Source organism: uncultured Algibacter sp., from assembly GCF_947487605.1.
Lineage (GTDB): Bacteria > Bacteroidota > Bacteroidia > Flavobacteriales > Flavobacteriaceae > Algibacter_D.
In genome coordinates this window covers 111,927-127,093 of the sequence record NZ_CANKXK010000003.1, presented here as the reverse complement: position 1 = coordinate 127,093, position 15,167 = coordinate 111,927, and the positions used below count along the sequence as shown (strand labels likewise).

The 15,167-nt window shown below is 31.4% G+C and carries 11 protein-coding genes and 2 tRNA genes; 7 read left to right on the top strand and 6 right to left on the bottom strand.

The window, feature by feature from the left end; genetic code table 11:
• Window positions 1–47 precede the first annotated feature (47 nt).
• Window positions 48–119, top strand: a tRNA-Gly gene (locus tag Q0739_RS04545).
• A 51-nt stretch (window positions 120–170) separates the two neighbouring features.
• Window positions 171–254, top strand: a tRNA-Leu gene (locus Q0739_RS04540).
• Window positions 255–477: 223 nt separating this feature from the next.
• Here Q0739_RS04540 and Q0739_RS04535 read toward each other — a convergent pair.
• On the bottom strand, window positions 478–846 hold the full coding sequence (locus tag Q0739_RS04535) for a hypothetical protein (RefSeq protein ID WP_298237519.1): 369 nt from the start codon (window positions 844–846) through the stop codon (window positions 478–480).
• Window positions 847–938: 92 nt separating this feature from the next.
• The gene (locus Q0739_RS04530) at window positions 939–2,258 is read right to left on the bottom strand and encodes a glycosyltransferase N-terminal domain-containing protein (protein ID WP_366140767.1); all 1,320 of its coding nucleotides are present in this window, start codon (window positions 2,256–2,258) and stop codon (window positions 939–941) included.
• 53 nt (window positions 2,259–2,311) lie between these two features.
• On the opposite strand from Q0739_RS04530, the gene Q0739_RS04525 reads away from it, so the two are divergent.
• Together Q0739_RS04525 and galE are read left to right on the top strand one after the other, a co-directional pair.
• Entirely contained in the window at window positions 2,312–3,469 is a 1,158-nt protein-coding gene (locus Q0739_RS04525) for a DegT/DnrJ/EryC1/StrS family aminotransferase (RefSeq protein ID WP_298237518.1), read from the top strand.
• Window positions 3,462–4,481 (top strand): UDP-glucose 4-epimerase GalE, encoded by a 1,020-nt coding sequence (gene galE, locus Q0739_RS04520; RefSeq protein ID WP_298237517.1) that lies wholly within the window; start codon window positions 3,462–3,464, stop codon window positions 4,479–4,481. The genes Q0739_RS04525 and galE overlap by 8 nt, the downstream gene beginning before the upstream one ends.
• A 54-nt stretch (window positions 4,482–4,535) precedes the next feature.
• On the opposite strand, the gene Q0739_RS04515 is transcribed toward galE, so the two are convergent.
• From Q0739_RS04515 to Q0739_RS04500, 4 genes are all read right to left on the bottom strand, one after another.
• Entirely contained in the window at window positions 4,536–5,654 is a 1,119-nt protein-coding gene (locus Q0739_RS04515; protein WP_298237516.1) for a histidine kinase, read from the bottom strand.
• The gene (locus Q0739_RS04510; RefSeq protein WP_298237515.1) at window positions 5,654–6,433 is read right to left on the bottom strand and encodes a response regulator; all 780 of its coding nucleotides are present in this window, start codon (window positions 6,431–6,433) and stop codon (window positions 5,654–5,656) included. The genes Q0739_RS04515 and Q0739_RS04510 overlap by 1 nt, the downstream gene beginning before the upstream one ends.
• A 360-nt stretch (window positions 6,434–6,793) precedes the next feature.
• Window positions 6,794–7,918, bottom strand: coding sequence for a histidine kinase (locus Q0739_RS04505; protein ID WP_298237514.1), 1,125 nt, complete (start codon window positions 7,916–7,918; stop codon window positions 6,794–6,796).
• A gap of 19 nt (window positions 7,919–7,937) precedes the next feature.
• Window positions 7,938–8,720 (bottom strand): response regulator transcription factor, encoded by a 783-nt coding sequence (locus Q0739_RS04500; protein ID WP_298237513.1) that lies wholly within the window; start codon window positions 8,718–8,720, stop codon window positions 7,938–7,940.
• A gap of 544 nt (window positions 8,721–9,264) precedes the next feature.
• Here Q0739_RS04500 and Q0739_RS04495 point away from each other — a divergent pair.
• The 3 genes from Q0739_RS04495 to Q0739_RS04485 are packed head-to-tail and all read left to right on the top strand — an operon-like array spanning window position 9,265 to window position 15,111.
• Window positions 9,265–12,471 carry a SusC/RagA family TonB-linked outer membrane protein gene (locus tag Q0739_RS04495; protein ID WP_298237512.1) on the top strand — a complete coding sequence of 1,069 codons (3,207 nt, stop codon included), beginning with the start codon at window positions 9,265–9,267 and terminating at the stop codon, window positions 12,469–12,471.
• Window positions 12,472–12,481: 10 nt separating this feature from the next.
• Window positions 12,482–14,185 carry a SusD/RagB family nutrient-binding outer membrane lipoprotein gene (locus Q0739_RS04490; protein ID WP_298237511.1) on the top strand — a complete coding sequence of 568 codons (1,704 nt, stop codon included), beginning with the start codon at window positions 12,482–12,484 and terminating at the stop codon, window positions 14,183–14,185.
• A gap of 11 nt (window positions 14,186–14,196) precedes the next feature.
• Window positions 14,197–15,111 carry a hypothetical protein gene (locus Q0739_RS04485; protein WP_298237510.1) on the top strand — a complete coding sequence of 305 codons (915 nt, stop codon included), beginning with the start codon at window positions 14,197–14,199 and terminating at the stop codon, window positions 15,109–15,111.
• The last annotated feature ends 56 nt before the right edge of the window (window positions 15,112–15,167 follow it).

Here is a 15,167-nt window from a genome sequence, read left to right as displayed (position 1 = left end):
TTAAATTTGCATCCGCAATAGCAATATTGTACGTTCATAAAAAGACTGCGAAAGTAGCTCAGGGGTAGAGCATCACCTTGCCAAGGTGGGGGTCGCGGGTTCAAATCCCGTCTTTCGCTCTGAAACTTTCTTAAAATATACCAACGACGTGCTGAGCACAGTCGAAGCATGCTGAAGTGGTGGAATTGGTAGACACGTTGGACTTAAAATCCAATGTCCATTAGGACGTACGGGTTCAAGTCCCGTCTTCAGTACAGATAAAAAGCCGAAACGAAAGTTTCGGCTTTTTTGTTTTTAAAATAGTTGAGAGTTTAGGAATAATACCTAAAAAGTTGATATGGTAATCGACACAGTCAATTAGCGTATTAATTACTAAGTCTTTATAAGTTTTTTGTAAAGACTATTTATATACTTTAAGTTTATAGCATAAAAAAACCACCTTCAAGGTGGTTTTTAAATTTTTAAGACAGCTAATAATTAGTTGTTAATCTTAATCTTATCTGCTTCTTTTTTTAGAGCATCTGAAGCTGAATTTGCAGCGTTATCTACTGCGTCTCCAGCAGCATCAACAGCACTATCTACTGCATCTCCAGCGGCATTCACAACGTTGTCTACTGCATCTCCAGCAGCATCAACAGCGCTATCTACTGCATCTCCAGCAGCATCAACAGCTCCTTCTACAGCATCGCCAGTAGCTTCTGCCGCTTCTTCAATAGCGTTACCTGCAGCTTCTGTTGCATTTTCAACAGCATCTTCAACAGAGTCTGCTTTTTTAGTATCTCTACAAGATGTAAAAGATAAACCTAATGCCATTACTAATGCCATACTTAAAAGTGATTTTTTCATGTTTTTTGTTTTTAGTGTTAATTATTTATAGTCAAGTGCCAATTTAATGACTTTTTTAAAAAAAAATAAGAAAGCTTAAACAATTCTTAATTTTATATACGCAGATAATCTAGTATTTGGATGACAGCTCCCTTATTATTTCTTACGTACTGTGAATTTTTAGACCCATACTCTATCCGCAAGTCACTATTTTTTATCAGTTTATTTAATATTTTGTCAAATTCATCTTGATTTGAAACAGAAAACATACCGCCATTTTCTATCATGGTTAGTGCTTCAGGGAATTTAAGATGATTTTTCCCAATTATTATAGGAACACCAAATACAGCAGCTTCAAGCGTATTATGTAGCCCTGTATTGCCCATAGCACCACCTATATAAGATATGTCTGCGTAACTATAAATTTTTGTAAGAATTCCAATGGAATCAATTATAAGCACTTGTACATTAGCTACATTAATTTTATCTCTTTCAGAATATAAAGCAGTTTTTACAGAAAGGCTTTCTTTTAAGTTTCTTATTTGATTCTCTTTTATATTATGTGGAGCAATAATTATTTTAATTCTATCTGTATTTTCAGAATTAATAAAATTAATTAGTAGTTGTTCATCCTCTTTCCATGTACTACCAGCAACAAGACACACTTGATTATTTTTAAAATTTTCAACAAACTCTAACGTATTGTCTTGTTCTAACTGATTTGTAACCCGATCAAAACGAGTGTCTCCAGAAACGGTAGCGTTTTTATAGTCAATAGATTCGAGTAATTGCTTTGAAGATTCATTTTGAGTAAAAATATGTTCAAAAGAAAACAGCGCTTGTTTCAGAGTTTTACCATAAAACTTAAAATAAGGTTGATTTTTTCTAAATAATGCAGATATTAAAACAGCTCTTAAATTTCTGGTTTTAATTTCATTTAAAAAATTAGGCCAAATGTCGTATTTAACAAATACAGTTAGTTCTGGATTAACTATATTTATGAATTGTTTTGCATTTCTTCTAGTATCTAAGGGTAAATAAATTACAATGTCGGCTATTGGGGTGTTTTTACGAATCTCATAACCAGAAGGTGAAAAAAAGGAGAGTACAATTTTATGCTGATAGAAATGTCTTCTAAGTTCTTTAAAAATGGGTAACCCTTGTTCGTATTCGCCTAAAGAAGCACAATGAAACCAAAGCGTTTTACTTTTTGCATTTAGGTTATCTTGCAGGATACCAAAAGTTTTAGAACGACCTATTACGCCTAATTTTATCTTTATATTAAAAGATGACAAGCACTTTAATGCAAAGTCAGTTATTTTAATGCCAATATTATAAATAAAACTCAATGTCTTTTTCTTTAACGCTAAAATACATTTCTTTAACACATTTCTATGGATAACCTGCTCGATTTTTGTAATTTTGTAAGTCAAAACTCTTAAGGGTTTTTCTTTAATTTGACCAAATGGGTCTTAATTTTTTTTAAATGAAGAAAATTCAAATGGTTGACCTTAAAGGTCAGTATGCTGGTATAAAAGATGAAGTTAATCTTTCTATCCAAGAAGTAATTGAAAACACAGCATTTATAAACGGTCCAAAAGTTCATGAATTTCAGAATAATTTAGAACAATATTTAGGAGTCAAGCATGTTATTCCATGCGCTAATGGAACAGATGCTTTGCAAATAGCTATGATGGGTTTAGGTTTGAAACCAGGAGACGAAGTAATAACTGCAGATTTTACATTTGCCGCAACTGTTGAAGTTATAGCTTTACTTAATTTAGTTCCCGTTTTAGTAGATGTAAACGAAGATGATTTTAATATAAATATTGAAGCTTTAGAAAAAGCGATTACACATAAAACAAAAGCAATTGTTCCTGTTCACTTATTTGGTCAATGTGCCAATATGGAAGCCATCATGGAAGTTGCAAAGAAGCATAATTTATTTGTAATAGAAGATAATGCACAAGCCATAGGGGCAAATTATACTTATAAAAATGGAACTAAGGTAAAAGCTGGAACTATTGGTAATGTTGGAGCTACATCTTTTTTTCCATCTAAAAATTTAGGTTGTTATGGAGATGGAGGTGCTATTTTTACAAACGATGACGATTTAGCACATACGATAAGAGGTATAGTTAATCATGGCATGTATGAGCGTTACCATCATGATGTAGTAGGTGTTAATTCGAGATTAGATAGTATTCAGGCAGCGGTGTTAGATGCTAAACTACCTAATTTAGATAGTTATAATAAGGCTAGACAGACTGCCGCAATTAAATATAGTAAAGCTTTTGAAGGAATTGAAAGTATTATTACGCCTAAAACAGTTAGTAATAGCTGTAGTAATATTTGTGACACATGTGATTGTCATGTCTTTCATCAATATACTTTACGATTAAAAGGAGTTAATAGAGATGCTCTAGCTAAACACTTGAACGAAAATGAAATTCCTTGTGGAATTTATTATCCAATTCCGCTTCATAAACAGAAAGCATATGCCGATGAAAGATACAATGAAGCTGATTTTCCAGTAACCAATCAATTGGTGAAAGAAGTAATTTCATTACCAATGCACACCGAATTAGATGACGAACAAATTGAATTTATTACTTCAACAATTATAAAATTTATAAATGGATAAAATATTAGTTACAGGTGGACTGGGATTTATAGGATCACATACCGTAGTTGAATTACAAAATGAAGGTTACGAGGTTGTTATTATAGACGATTTATCAAATTCTTCTGAAAAGGTATTGGATGGAATAACCGCTATTACTGGTAGAACACCAATTTTTGAAAAGTTAGATCTTAAACAAAAGGATAAAGTTGAAGCTTTTTTTGCAAAGCATAACGATGTTAAAGGTGTTATTCATTTTGCAGCAAGTAAAGCTGTTGGAGAAAGTGTTAAGGAGCCATTATTATATTATGAAAATAATATTGGGACTTTGGTTTATATTTTAAAAGAATTAAAGAAATTACCTGAAGCTAGTTTTATTTTTAGCTCATCGTGTACAGTTTATGGGCAAGCAGATGAATTACCCATTACCGAAAGTGCTCCTGTAAAACAGGCAGAGTCGCCTTATGGAAATACTAAACAAATTGGCGAAGAAATTATTCAAGACACGTGTAAAGTAGTTCCCAGTTTAAAAGCGATTGCTTTAAGGTATTTTAATCCAATTGGAGCTCACGAATCGGTTGAAATAGGAGAATTACCAATAGGGGTACCACAAAACTTAGTGCCATTTATTACACAAACGGCTATTGGATTACGAGAAGAATTGTCTGTTTTTGGTGATGATTATCCAACACCAGATGGTACTTGTATTAGAGATTATATCCATGTTGTAGATTTAGCCAAAGCCCATGTTATAGCTTTGGAGCGTTTACTTAAGGGGAATAATAAATCTAATTATGAGACTTTTAATCTTGGTACAGGGAAAGGAAGTTCGGTTTTAGAAGTAGTTAAATCTTTTGAACGTGTTTCAGGCAAAAAACTGAATTATAAAATTGTAGGCAGAAGAGAAGGTGATATAATTTCTGCCTATGCCGACACCAACAAAGCAAATAATGAGTTAGGTTGGAAAACAGAACTATCTCTCGATGATGCAATGCGTTCTGCTTGGAAATGGGAGCAGAAGGTGAGAAGCTAATGTTTTAGACTATCTGCAAATTAATATAAAGCACTAATTTTGGTGCTTGTTCTTTTAAAGAAGATTGTATTCAGATAACCTGTAAGGTAAGGTTATTTTAGTTAATACGCCTTCTTCAGTATTTTTAAATTCAAAGTTAAATTGGTCTTTGTATAAGGTTTTTAAACGATCAATGGTGTTAATGATACCCATCCCTTTTTTCGTTAATTCTTTAAAAGGCTTTTCAATAAAACGACCATTATTTAAAATTTCAATTGTTATCTTAGAATCCATTCTAATTATTTTGATGAATATTTTTAGTGTGATATGATTTTTGGAATATCCATGTTTAATAGAGTTTTCAACTATTGGTTGAATAAGCAAGCTTGGAATAAGAACGTTTTCAAGATCATCAGAAATTTGCATATCTACTTTTAAATCATCCGAAAAACGTATTTTAACTATATCAAGATATTTATTAAATAAATTTAACTCATCTTGTAATTCTATTAGGTTGAGGTCTTTGAAATCTATTAATTTTCTTAGAAGCTCACTTAAATTTACTAACATTTCTTTAGAGCTATTCACATCACTATCTATTAATGTATAGATACTGTTTAATGTATTAAAAAGAAAATGAGGTTGTAAATGAGACTTTAATACTTTTATTTTTGTCTCTATTAATTGTGCTTCTATTTTCGCTTGTTTAATTTTGTTTTCTTTATCCTTTGAGAGGTAAAAGTAGGCGTAAATTATTGCAACAAAAGCAATATATAAAGTAAAGTTGTCATCTATACGCCATATTGTACCTTGCACTAATTTAATATAACCTAAATTTTCAGATATGCTTTCTCCTCTTATAAATGCCCTCAATGTTATATGAAGTAAACCCAAAAAGGAGCTATATAAAAAAGCAAATATGATATGAAAAGGGATTACAATTTTCCAAGAATACTTCTTCTTAATCAAAAATTGAGTTATTAAAGCAATTGCAGAAATGAAAATTATCATAGGTATACCACCTAACACAAAGATTTCTGACAATAGCTCTTCCCAACTCTTACTTATAAATGCAATTTCATTGTATTTATAATAGGATGCAATTAAAGCAGAAGAAATTAAGTTTACTGCATAGAAACCATATAAGTAAAGGAGTAATTTTCGTTCTATTGATAATTTAATTTGCTTGATCATTACAACCCTATTAAATTCTGAAATTCCTTTTTATGAGTTTTGCTTATTCTAAATAGTTTTTCATCAAGCATTTTAACGTCAATTTCTCCATAACTTGAATAGATAACTTCTTTAATGAAAGAGGTGTTTACAATAGTTGATCTATGAATTCTAAAAAACATTGTTTTGTTAAGCTGTTCTAAAAGAGCACTCAAAGATTCTCTTAATAAATACTTCTTTTGGTCTGTATATATTTCTGCGTAATATCCTGATGCTTGAATGTATTTAATTTCTTGTTTCTCGATAAAAAACACCTTACCATTCGCCTTAATTGGTAACTTATTATTTCTAAAATGCGATAATTTTTTTTCTGGACTTTCTACATAATTAATTAATTGATTAATTTTCTCATCCACATTGCTTCTGTTATTCTTATTAAATAATTCAATTACTTTTTTGGTAGATTTATAAAAACGTTCATCTTTAAAAGGTTTTAACAAATAATCAAAAGCAAAATAATCAAAAGCTTTTAGCGCAAACACATCAAAAGCTGTAATGAAAATTATTAATGGTCTAATCGCTGGGTCAATTTGTCTCAAAACATCAAACCCTGTCATGTCTTTCATCTGGATATCTAAAAAAATTAAATCAGGTTTTTTTTCTTGAATTTTTTTAACAGCTTCCTTTCCAGAGCTGCACTCGTCGATGAGCAGAAAATCTTTTAAGTCAGAAATAAGAATTGAAATTCTTTTTCTTGCCAAAGGCTCATCATCAATAATTAACGTTCTTATTGAAGGCATTTTTTATACTAAACTAGTTTAAATAAATTAAATGTATTTTAACTGGAAAGACATTCATATCAATTATCAAATTGTATAAATCAAAAAATTTGTATTTCAATTCAATAAATTGAACTTTTAAATCAATTAATGTAAAATTTAAAACAGTATGACAATCAAAAACTCTTAAAACGATATTTATATTTAATGTATGATAATCATGTATTTAAATATTTATGTTTGATAATTTTTCATCTAAACCTTGATAGCTTTCTAACATCTAAATATAAGTTATTGAAGTCAATGTAATTGAATATTGAATCATAATTCGATTTGAACTAGAAAATGAGTTTTATTAATATTTTGAATGAATTATCTCAATTAATTTTTAAATGAATCAGGTATCTCTGAAATAGATAATTGAATTGGAAAATGTATTTCGGTAATTACAAAATCTTGTTTATTATATAATGTCAATTTATAATTATCTTTATAAAGTGTATTTAAACGTTCCTTTAAGTTACTAAGGCCAGTACCCTTTTCAAATAACAAAGAAGTTTTTTCTGTTAATTTTTTTCCATTGTTTTTAACTTTAACAATAAGTTTCTTGTTTTGTTTTTTAATATCTATGTAGATGTCTAATATTCCATGCTTTATTTCATATCCGTGTTTGGTAGCATTTTCAACCAAAGGCTGAATAAGCATATTTGGGACTAGTACATTTTCTAACCCTTCCTCAACTGTCACATGAAATTTAAGATGATCAGAGAATCTAATTTTTTTAATCTGAAGATACTTCTGAAGAATAAATAGCTCTTCTTGTAACTCAATTAAATTTTGATCCTTTTTGTCTAGAACATTTCTTAAAAGATCACTTAAATCTACAACCATATTTTTAGATTTTGGAAGACTAATATCCATTAATGAATGAATACCATTTAATGTATTAAAAAGAAAATGTGGGTGCATTTGAGATTGCAAAAATTTTAAATGAGCTTTTGAAAGTTGATCTTGAAGTTTTAATGCTTTAACTTTACTTTCTTCATTTTGTTTTAAGTAATAGTACATATAAACAACCGTTACTAGTGCCGCATAAATTAAAAAATGTAAATTCATAAGGCGAACAAACCATTCAATAATAGTATCAAAAGACATAAGAGATGTAGACGAAGACCCTGTGAATTTTTCAACAATGTTTGATAAGAATATAGTGAAAAATCCTATAAAAAAGGAAAAAAATAAATGTATAAAAATAATAAAAACCATTTTGGTTTTTTTATGCATCATTAGTTTGGTTGTAAATACCAAAAAAAATATAAATACGGTAATTACAACCCAGTCTATAATGTTACTTTTTATGAGCTCATACCACTCAATTGGTTCTTTAAAAAAGTTCACTCGTATATAGGCTGCTCGAAAAAGTTGCACAAGTATAAATAAACCATAGCCGCCTGATAAAATAGCTATGAGCTTTAGGTCTAAATATTCTTTTAATTTTTCAATCATATTTAAATCATTTGGATAATTAAATTCCCATTTTTTTTTGAAACTCTTTTTTATGAGTTTTACTAATTCTGAAAAGCTTTTCATCTTCCATTTTCACATCGATTTCGCCATAATTTGAGTACAATACTTCTTTAATTAAAGACGAATTTATAATAGTAGATCTATGAATTCTAATAAATTTAAATGATTTTAACTGATCTAACAACGAGTTTAAAGATTCTCGTAAAAGATACTTTTTTTGATCTGTAAAAATCTCAGCATAATAACCAGATGCTTGAATATATTTTATATCATTCTTTTCAATAAATGAAATTTTACCATTAGCTTTTATAGCGAGTTTCGATTTTTTTGTTTCAAAAAAATCAGCATTGGGATTTTCTATATACTTTAAAAGGTTATTTATTTTTTTATTTAATCCGTCTGATTTATTTGTAGAATACAAATCAATGACTTTATTTGTTGATTGAAAAAAGCGTTCATCTTTAAAGGGTTTTAATAAATAATCAAATGCAAAAAAATCAAATGCCTTTAAAGCAAATTCGTCAAAGGCTGTTATAAATATTATTAAAGGCATAACAGATTCGTCAATTTGTTTAAGAACATCAAAACCTGTCATATCGGTTATTTGTATATCCAAAAAAATAAGATCTGGTTTTTCGGTTAATATGGCATTAATAGCATCTTTGCCAGAGCTACATTCTTCAATTAAATCAATTTCTTTAATGTCATTCAATAAATTAGAAACTCTTTTTCTTGCTAAGAATTCATCATCGATTATTATAGCTTTAATTGGGGATATCATAGGGAATTAAATAATTTGATATTCTAAACTAATATAAAAAAATGACTTTTTAAGTTTAATTAAGTCGTTTTAAATCAATAAAACAGACTTTCAAATCACATAAAATTTAATTCAAATCAATAAAAAAGACTTATAAATCAATTATTAATGATTTGACCGTTTAAGTCTTTAATTTAATTATCGGCTCTTAATTATAATAGAATTTAGTTGTAATCATTGATGTTTAATGATGAAACTAAATTAAGAAATGTTTTGCTGGGCTATGTTAAAAATGTGTTAATGCAACTAGTCTATCAAATAAGTTACCTAAATCATTTTATAGGCACTTCAAATCAAAACTGTCATTAAGAGGCAATTAAACCCCTTTTTTTACTACTGCAATTGTAAAAGGTAAGGTGGTAAAGCTTTACTTATTCTTATTTAGTGTTTCACTAAACTTTGACTTTTCTGTGAAGTATAGTTTTTTTGAATTAGTCTTTTAAAAAATTTCTTTGCTGCCTTCCTTTCTACAATCTGCATTGACTAACTCAAAAAATAACATAAAATGAAAAAAAAGTTTAGTGGATTACTAACGCTATTACTAGTGTTTGTCGTGCAATTATCTTTTGCACAAGAAAAGACAATCTCAGGTACGATTTCAGATGATTCTGGTTTACCGCTTCCTGGAGCGACTGTCTTAGTTAAAGGTACCTCGTCAGGTACGTCATCAGATTTCGATGGTAATTATTCAATAAGTGCAAGTCAAGGAGCAGTCCTTGTATATAGCTTTGTTGGATATACAACTCAAGAGGTTGTTATTGCTAATATTAATACCATTAATTTAGTGCTAGTACAGGATGCAACCTCTTTAGATGAAGTTGTTGTTACAGCTTTTGGTATTAAAAGAAATCCAAAATCTTTGGGATATTCAGTAAGTAATGTTGAATCTGAAGATGTTGTTGAAAATTCTGAGCCAGATTTATTAAGATCATTAACAGGTAAAGTAGCTGGGGTAGATGTTAATTTTTCAAACGGCGTTGCAGGAGCTTCTAACAGAATTAATATTCGAGGTCAAACTACTATTGGTGGCTCAAGTCAACCATTATTTATTGTAGATGGAGTGGCTTATGATAATACCCAATTATTAACTTCTAGTCAAACAACAGGAGGCGGAGGTTATGAGTCTGGGATATCTAGTTTGGACCCTAATAGTATCGAGTCGGTAACTGTCTTAAAAAGTACAGCTGCGGCTGCATTATATGGTTCTAGAGCAACAAATGGTGTAATAGTTATTACTACAAAATCTGGTTCGCCAGCAAATAAAACAAATGCTAATAACAAATTGAGTGTATCGGTTAATAGTGGTGTTTATTTTGAAGAAATAGCTAATTTACCTGATTATCAAAATAAATATGGACAAGGAACACAGTTTAGCTTTAATGCTGGTTCTAATGGTTCATGGGGGCCAGCGTTTGATACCTTGGCAACTATACCTGTTTGGAATTCTTGGGTTACGGCTTTCCCAGATGTTTATGGTACAGGACCTGGATTAATTTCTACACTTCCTTATGTTGCACAACCTAATAATGTTGAAGACTTACTAAAAACAGGGGTTGTTTTAGATAATTCTGTAACCGCTTCTTCAAATAATGAAAATGGTAGTTTTAGTGTAACATTGTCAGATTTGGCTCAAGAAGGCTATATACCATTTAATACCTATGATAGAACGTCATTTTCAGCTGGAGGTAATTTCAAATTACCAAATAACATTACGGTAGGAGGATCAATGAGTTATTCTGACACAAAACAGGTAGGAGGTTTTTTTGGAAACCAACAATTTGCAGGATCTTCTTCGGCATTAGCCAGAACTTTCTGGTTAGGAAGAACATGGGATTTATCAATACCATTTACAAATCCAACTACTGGAGGGTCTGTAATTCCTAATACCGGTTGGGATCATCCACTTTGGTCTTTGAAAAATGATCAGATTGTTTCAAATTCTGAAAGAATAGTAACAAATTTAAATGTTAATGTTCCTATTGATGATCATATTTCAGCTTCATTTAGAGTGGGTTATAATAAGTATAATATAGATAGAGAAGAAATAAGGCATCCAGCTTCAATTGCTTCTGCTTTAACTGGAGGGACAATTACTACTGATAGTGCTACTAATGTGGACCTTGAATCGACCTTATTATTGAATTTTGATTATAGTTTAACGGAGGATTTAAGCTTATCTGCTATTACAGGATTAAATAGCTTTCAAAATACTTTTGAACGCGATGTAAATTTAGGAACTACGTTTATTTCTCCTGGAATATATTCTTTAGCCAATACAATAACAGTTTCAAATTTAAATAGTTTATACCTTCCTACTAGTGTAGGCTTTTTGAAAAAGCGTAACATAGGGGTGTTTGGAGATATCACTTTGTCTTATAAGGATTTTCTATTTTTAAATGGAACTGGTAGAAACGATTGGTCTTCTTCTTTACCGAAAAATAATAATTCTTATTTTTATCCATCAGTTAGTATATCATTAATTGCAACCGAAGCATTAAAATTAGATAGTGAAATTCTTACTTTTGCTAAACTTCGTGGTGGTTGGGCTTCTGTAGGAAATGATGCGGGTGCAGAGTTTTTAAGTACAACATTTGCATTAGGTTCTACTTTTACTAGTATCCCTACTGTTGGAAATAGAACTGCCTTGGGTGATCAAGAAATTACACCAGAATTTACCGATGAAATTGAGATTGGAGCAGATTTAGAATTTTTTAATAGACGTATTGCTGTCGATTTTTCGTGGTATAAAAAAACCACGAGGGATTTAATTTCACCAGTTTCTGTGCCTTCGTCAAGTGGGTTTACAACATTTAATACTAATATTGGTGAAATGACCAATACAGGTGTTGAAATTGGGTTAACATTAGTCCCTTTTCAAACCGAAAACTTTAAATGGACTTCTTTCACAACCTTTACAAAGAATACAAATGAGGTCACAGAATTGGTTGAAGGTCTTGAAAGAATAAGATTAGATGGAAATCAAGTAGCCTATGCTATTAAAGGCCAGCCATTCGGAGTGTTTTTTGGGTCTAAACATCTAAGAGATTCTGAGGGAAATTATATTATTGATCAATCTACGGGATGGATATTTCAAGATCCAACGAGTGATATTATTGGAGATCCTACACCAGATTTTAAAATAGGGTTTATAAATACATTTGCTTATAAAAACTGGACTTTAAGAGCTCAAGTTGACTGGAGAGAAGGTGGAGATATACAATCTATAAGCATTGGATCTCTGCTAGGTAGAGGAGTGACTAAAGATACAGAAGATAGAGAGCGTACACATATTATTCCAGGATTTTATGGCGATGTAAATGGAAACTATACCTTAGATGCAAGTGGTAATAGAATTACAAATACTACACAACTTGATACCAATGATTTGTATTTCACTGGAGGAGGACCTAGTAATACATGGGGTATTAACTCAACAGATCAAGGTACTGTGTTCGATGGCACGGTTTATCGCTTAAGAGAAATAAGTTTAGCATACGATGTACCTACAAAATGGTTAGAAAAAACACCATTCGGTAAGATTTCTTTAAGTGTTGTTGGTAATAATTTATGGTATTTCGCACCAAATGTTCCAAGATATACAAATTATGATCCTGAAGTTACCTCCTTTGGTAATGGTAGAATTCAAGGGATTGAAAACTCTTCAGCTCCAACTTCCAAGCGTTATGGGTTTAAAGTTAACTTAACATTTTAAAAAAAGAAAGATGAAAAATATAAAGTTAAAAAGACAGTATATATTGTCAATTTTATTAATAGTTGGTGTCCTTTTTGGATGCGAAAACTATTTAGATGTAGATACAGATACGGACAATCCAACGGTTGCCCCACTTAATCAATTACTGCCTGGTTTACAAATTACCACGGCACTTATTGGAGATTATAATCTTTTTAGTGGTGAAGTGCTTGGAACATATACACACCAAGGAGTATCACGAAGTGAACAGGATCAATATGGTACCAAAGCAAACAACATTCCATTAAATAACGATTGGAATAACATTTATTTATCTTTAACAGATTTACAAAGTTTAATTTCACAAGCAGAAACAGACGAAGCAACCGTTTATCAAGGTATAGGACAATTACTTAAAGCTTATATGATGTCTGTAGCTGTAGATTTATGGGGAGATGTACCTTTTTCAGAAGCTACTTTGCTAAAGGAAGGTACGGTTGGTCCTGTTTTTGACAATTCGGAATCTATATATCAAGCGATTTTAGATTTAATTGATGAAGCTAAAGTGAATTTAAATAATCCAAATACAGTTGGAGCTCTCCCAGGAGCAGATGACTTTTTTTATAAAGGTGATGCGTCTCAATGGATAAAATTCGCTAATACTTTTAAGTTAAAACTATACAATCAAATACGATTATCGTCTTCACCATTGTTTAATACTTCTGATTTAAACGCATTAGTTACAGAAAATAATTTCTTTTCATCTATAAATGATGACTTTCAATTTACACATACTGCTACCACAGCACCAACTGATGAACGTAACCAACTATTTCAAGGAGCCTATGGAGGTGCTCAAGTAGATAATTATGTAAGTCCTTGGTTTTATGAAATTTTAATGGGAATGAACCCTAATATTCATACAGGTAATCCAGATCCACGAATTCCATATTATTGGGCAAATCAATTACAGCCTGGGCAATTTCCTAGAGATCAATCTGATCCTGTATCTGGAGATCCAAGAGCCGATTATTGGGATGCATCAACAGGGTTCTTTACAATCCGTTTTGCCAGTGTTGGTCCATGGCGAGATGGTGCAGTGGCAAATGATGCTACGTTTCCTGGAATATTCCCTTGTGGAGGAAGGTTTGATGATGGTCAAGGATTTGCGAAAAGTGTTGCAAGTGGTACAGGAGTTGCTCCAAGACGAATTTTAACTTATGATGAATTCTTATACATTCAAGCAGAGCTTATGCAGGTAGGTTTAATAACGGGTGATGTTGCAGCAAAGTTAACTGAAGCTATGACAGCAAGTTTTGCAAAAGTAGATCAGGTTGTTGCAGGAACTGGAACAACCCAGGCAGTCCCAGTTTTAGCAGGAACGATGCCAGTAACAGATTTTATTGCAAATGTAGGAGTTGAATTTACATCTGCAAACTCAGAAAAACAGTTAGAAATTATTATGACTCAAAAATGGGTAGCAACTTATGGAGATCAGTTGGATCAGCATAATGATTATAGAAGGACAGGATATCCTGTTTTTCCTGATCCAAATAGTCCCAATGAATATCAATTAGATAATGGGGATGCTTTTCCTTTACTTGATTCTGATACAACCTTAAATAATCCTTATAACCGAACATTCTTTTGGCCGGAAAATGAATTAAATATTAATCAAAACGCTCCAGAGCAAAAAACGCTTGCTAATTATAGAGTGTTTTGGGACAACAATTAAAAAAAGAAAACATGAAAAAAATAAAGATTTTATTATTGACAATTATAATCACAGTTGGTAGTTATTCTTGTGATAACGATGGAGGAACCTCTGCAATTGAGGCAGAAGCTGGTGCAGCTCCTAATATGACTAAAGCTCCTGGCTCTAGTGGAATTATAGATCTTCTTAAGCTTGAAAGCGGAGAAGTTTTAAGTATATCTTTTAGAGTAGAATTAGCCCAAGGGGAAATCGCTTCTGCAGACGTTGTAGCAGCATATGTTGTATTGGGTGGACCAACATATACCACTACTTTAGATAGTGATGTAAATTTGCCCCAAGATTATACCATAACAACGAATGATATCGTAGCAGCTTTTACGGAATTAAATAGTACAGCAGATATTAAACTTGGTGATGTTTTAAGAATATCTGCTAGGTTTACTATGGCAGATGGGCGTGTGTTGAGCTTATTAAACGAAGCTGGTACCACTGATATTAATGGAACAGATCTTACAGGTACAGATAATACTGGAACAACACTTAGTAATTCTAAATTAGTAGCTATAGCTGTAAACTATCCTGTTTCATGTCCTTCTGATATTGGTGGAACTTATTTGGTATCAAGTAACGGTGTTGGATGTTGTGGAGTGCCTCCAATAACAAATTATGAATATACGGTCACTGTTACCGATAACGGAGGAGGTGTATATACTTTATCAGATTATTCTGGGGGAGCATTTGATGGTTTGTTTTGTGCTGCGTTTAATATATGTGGGGATACTTCAAGTGGTGATATTACTGATGTCTGTGGAGCTTTAGGTGGCTCAGCTTCAGATTGTTGTGGTGATTCGTACGATTTTAGTGGCGTTGTAAATGAAGATGGTACTTGGAGTGTTGAGGTAGAAAGCGGCTTTATGGCAGCAACACAAGTTTGGACTAAACAATAATTTTTACTGTTTTTTATAATGATAATTTTAAATCTCCAAGAATTTTAATTCTTGGA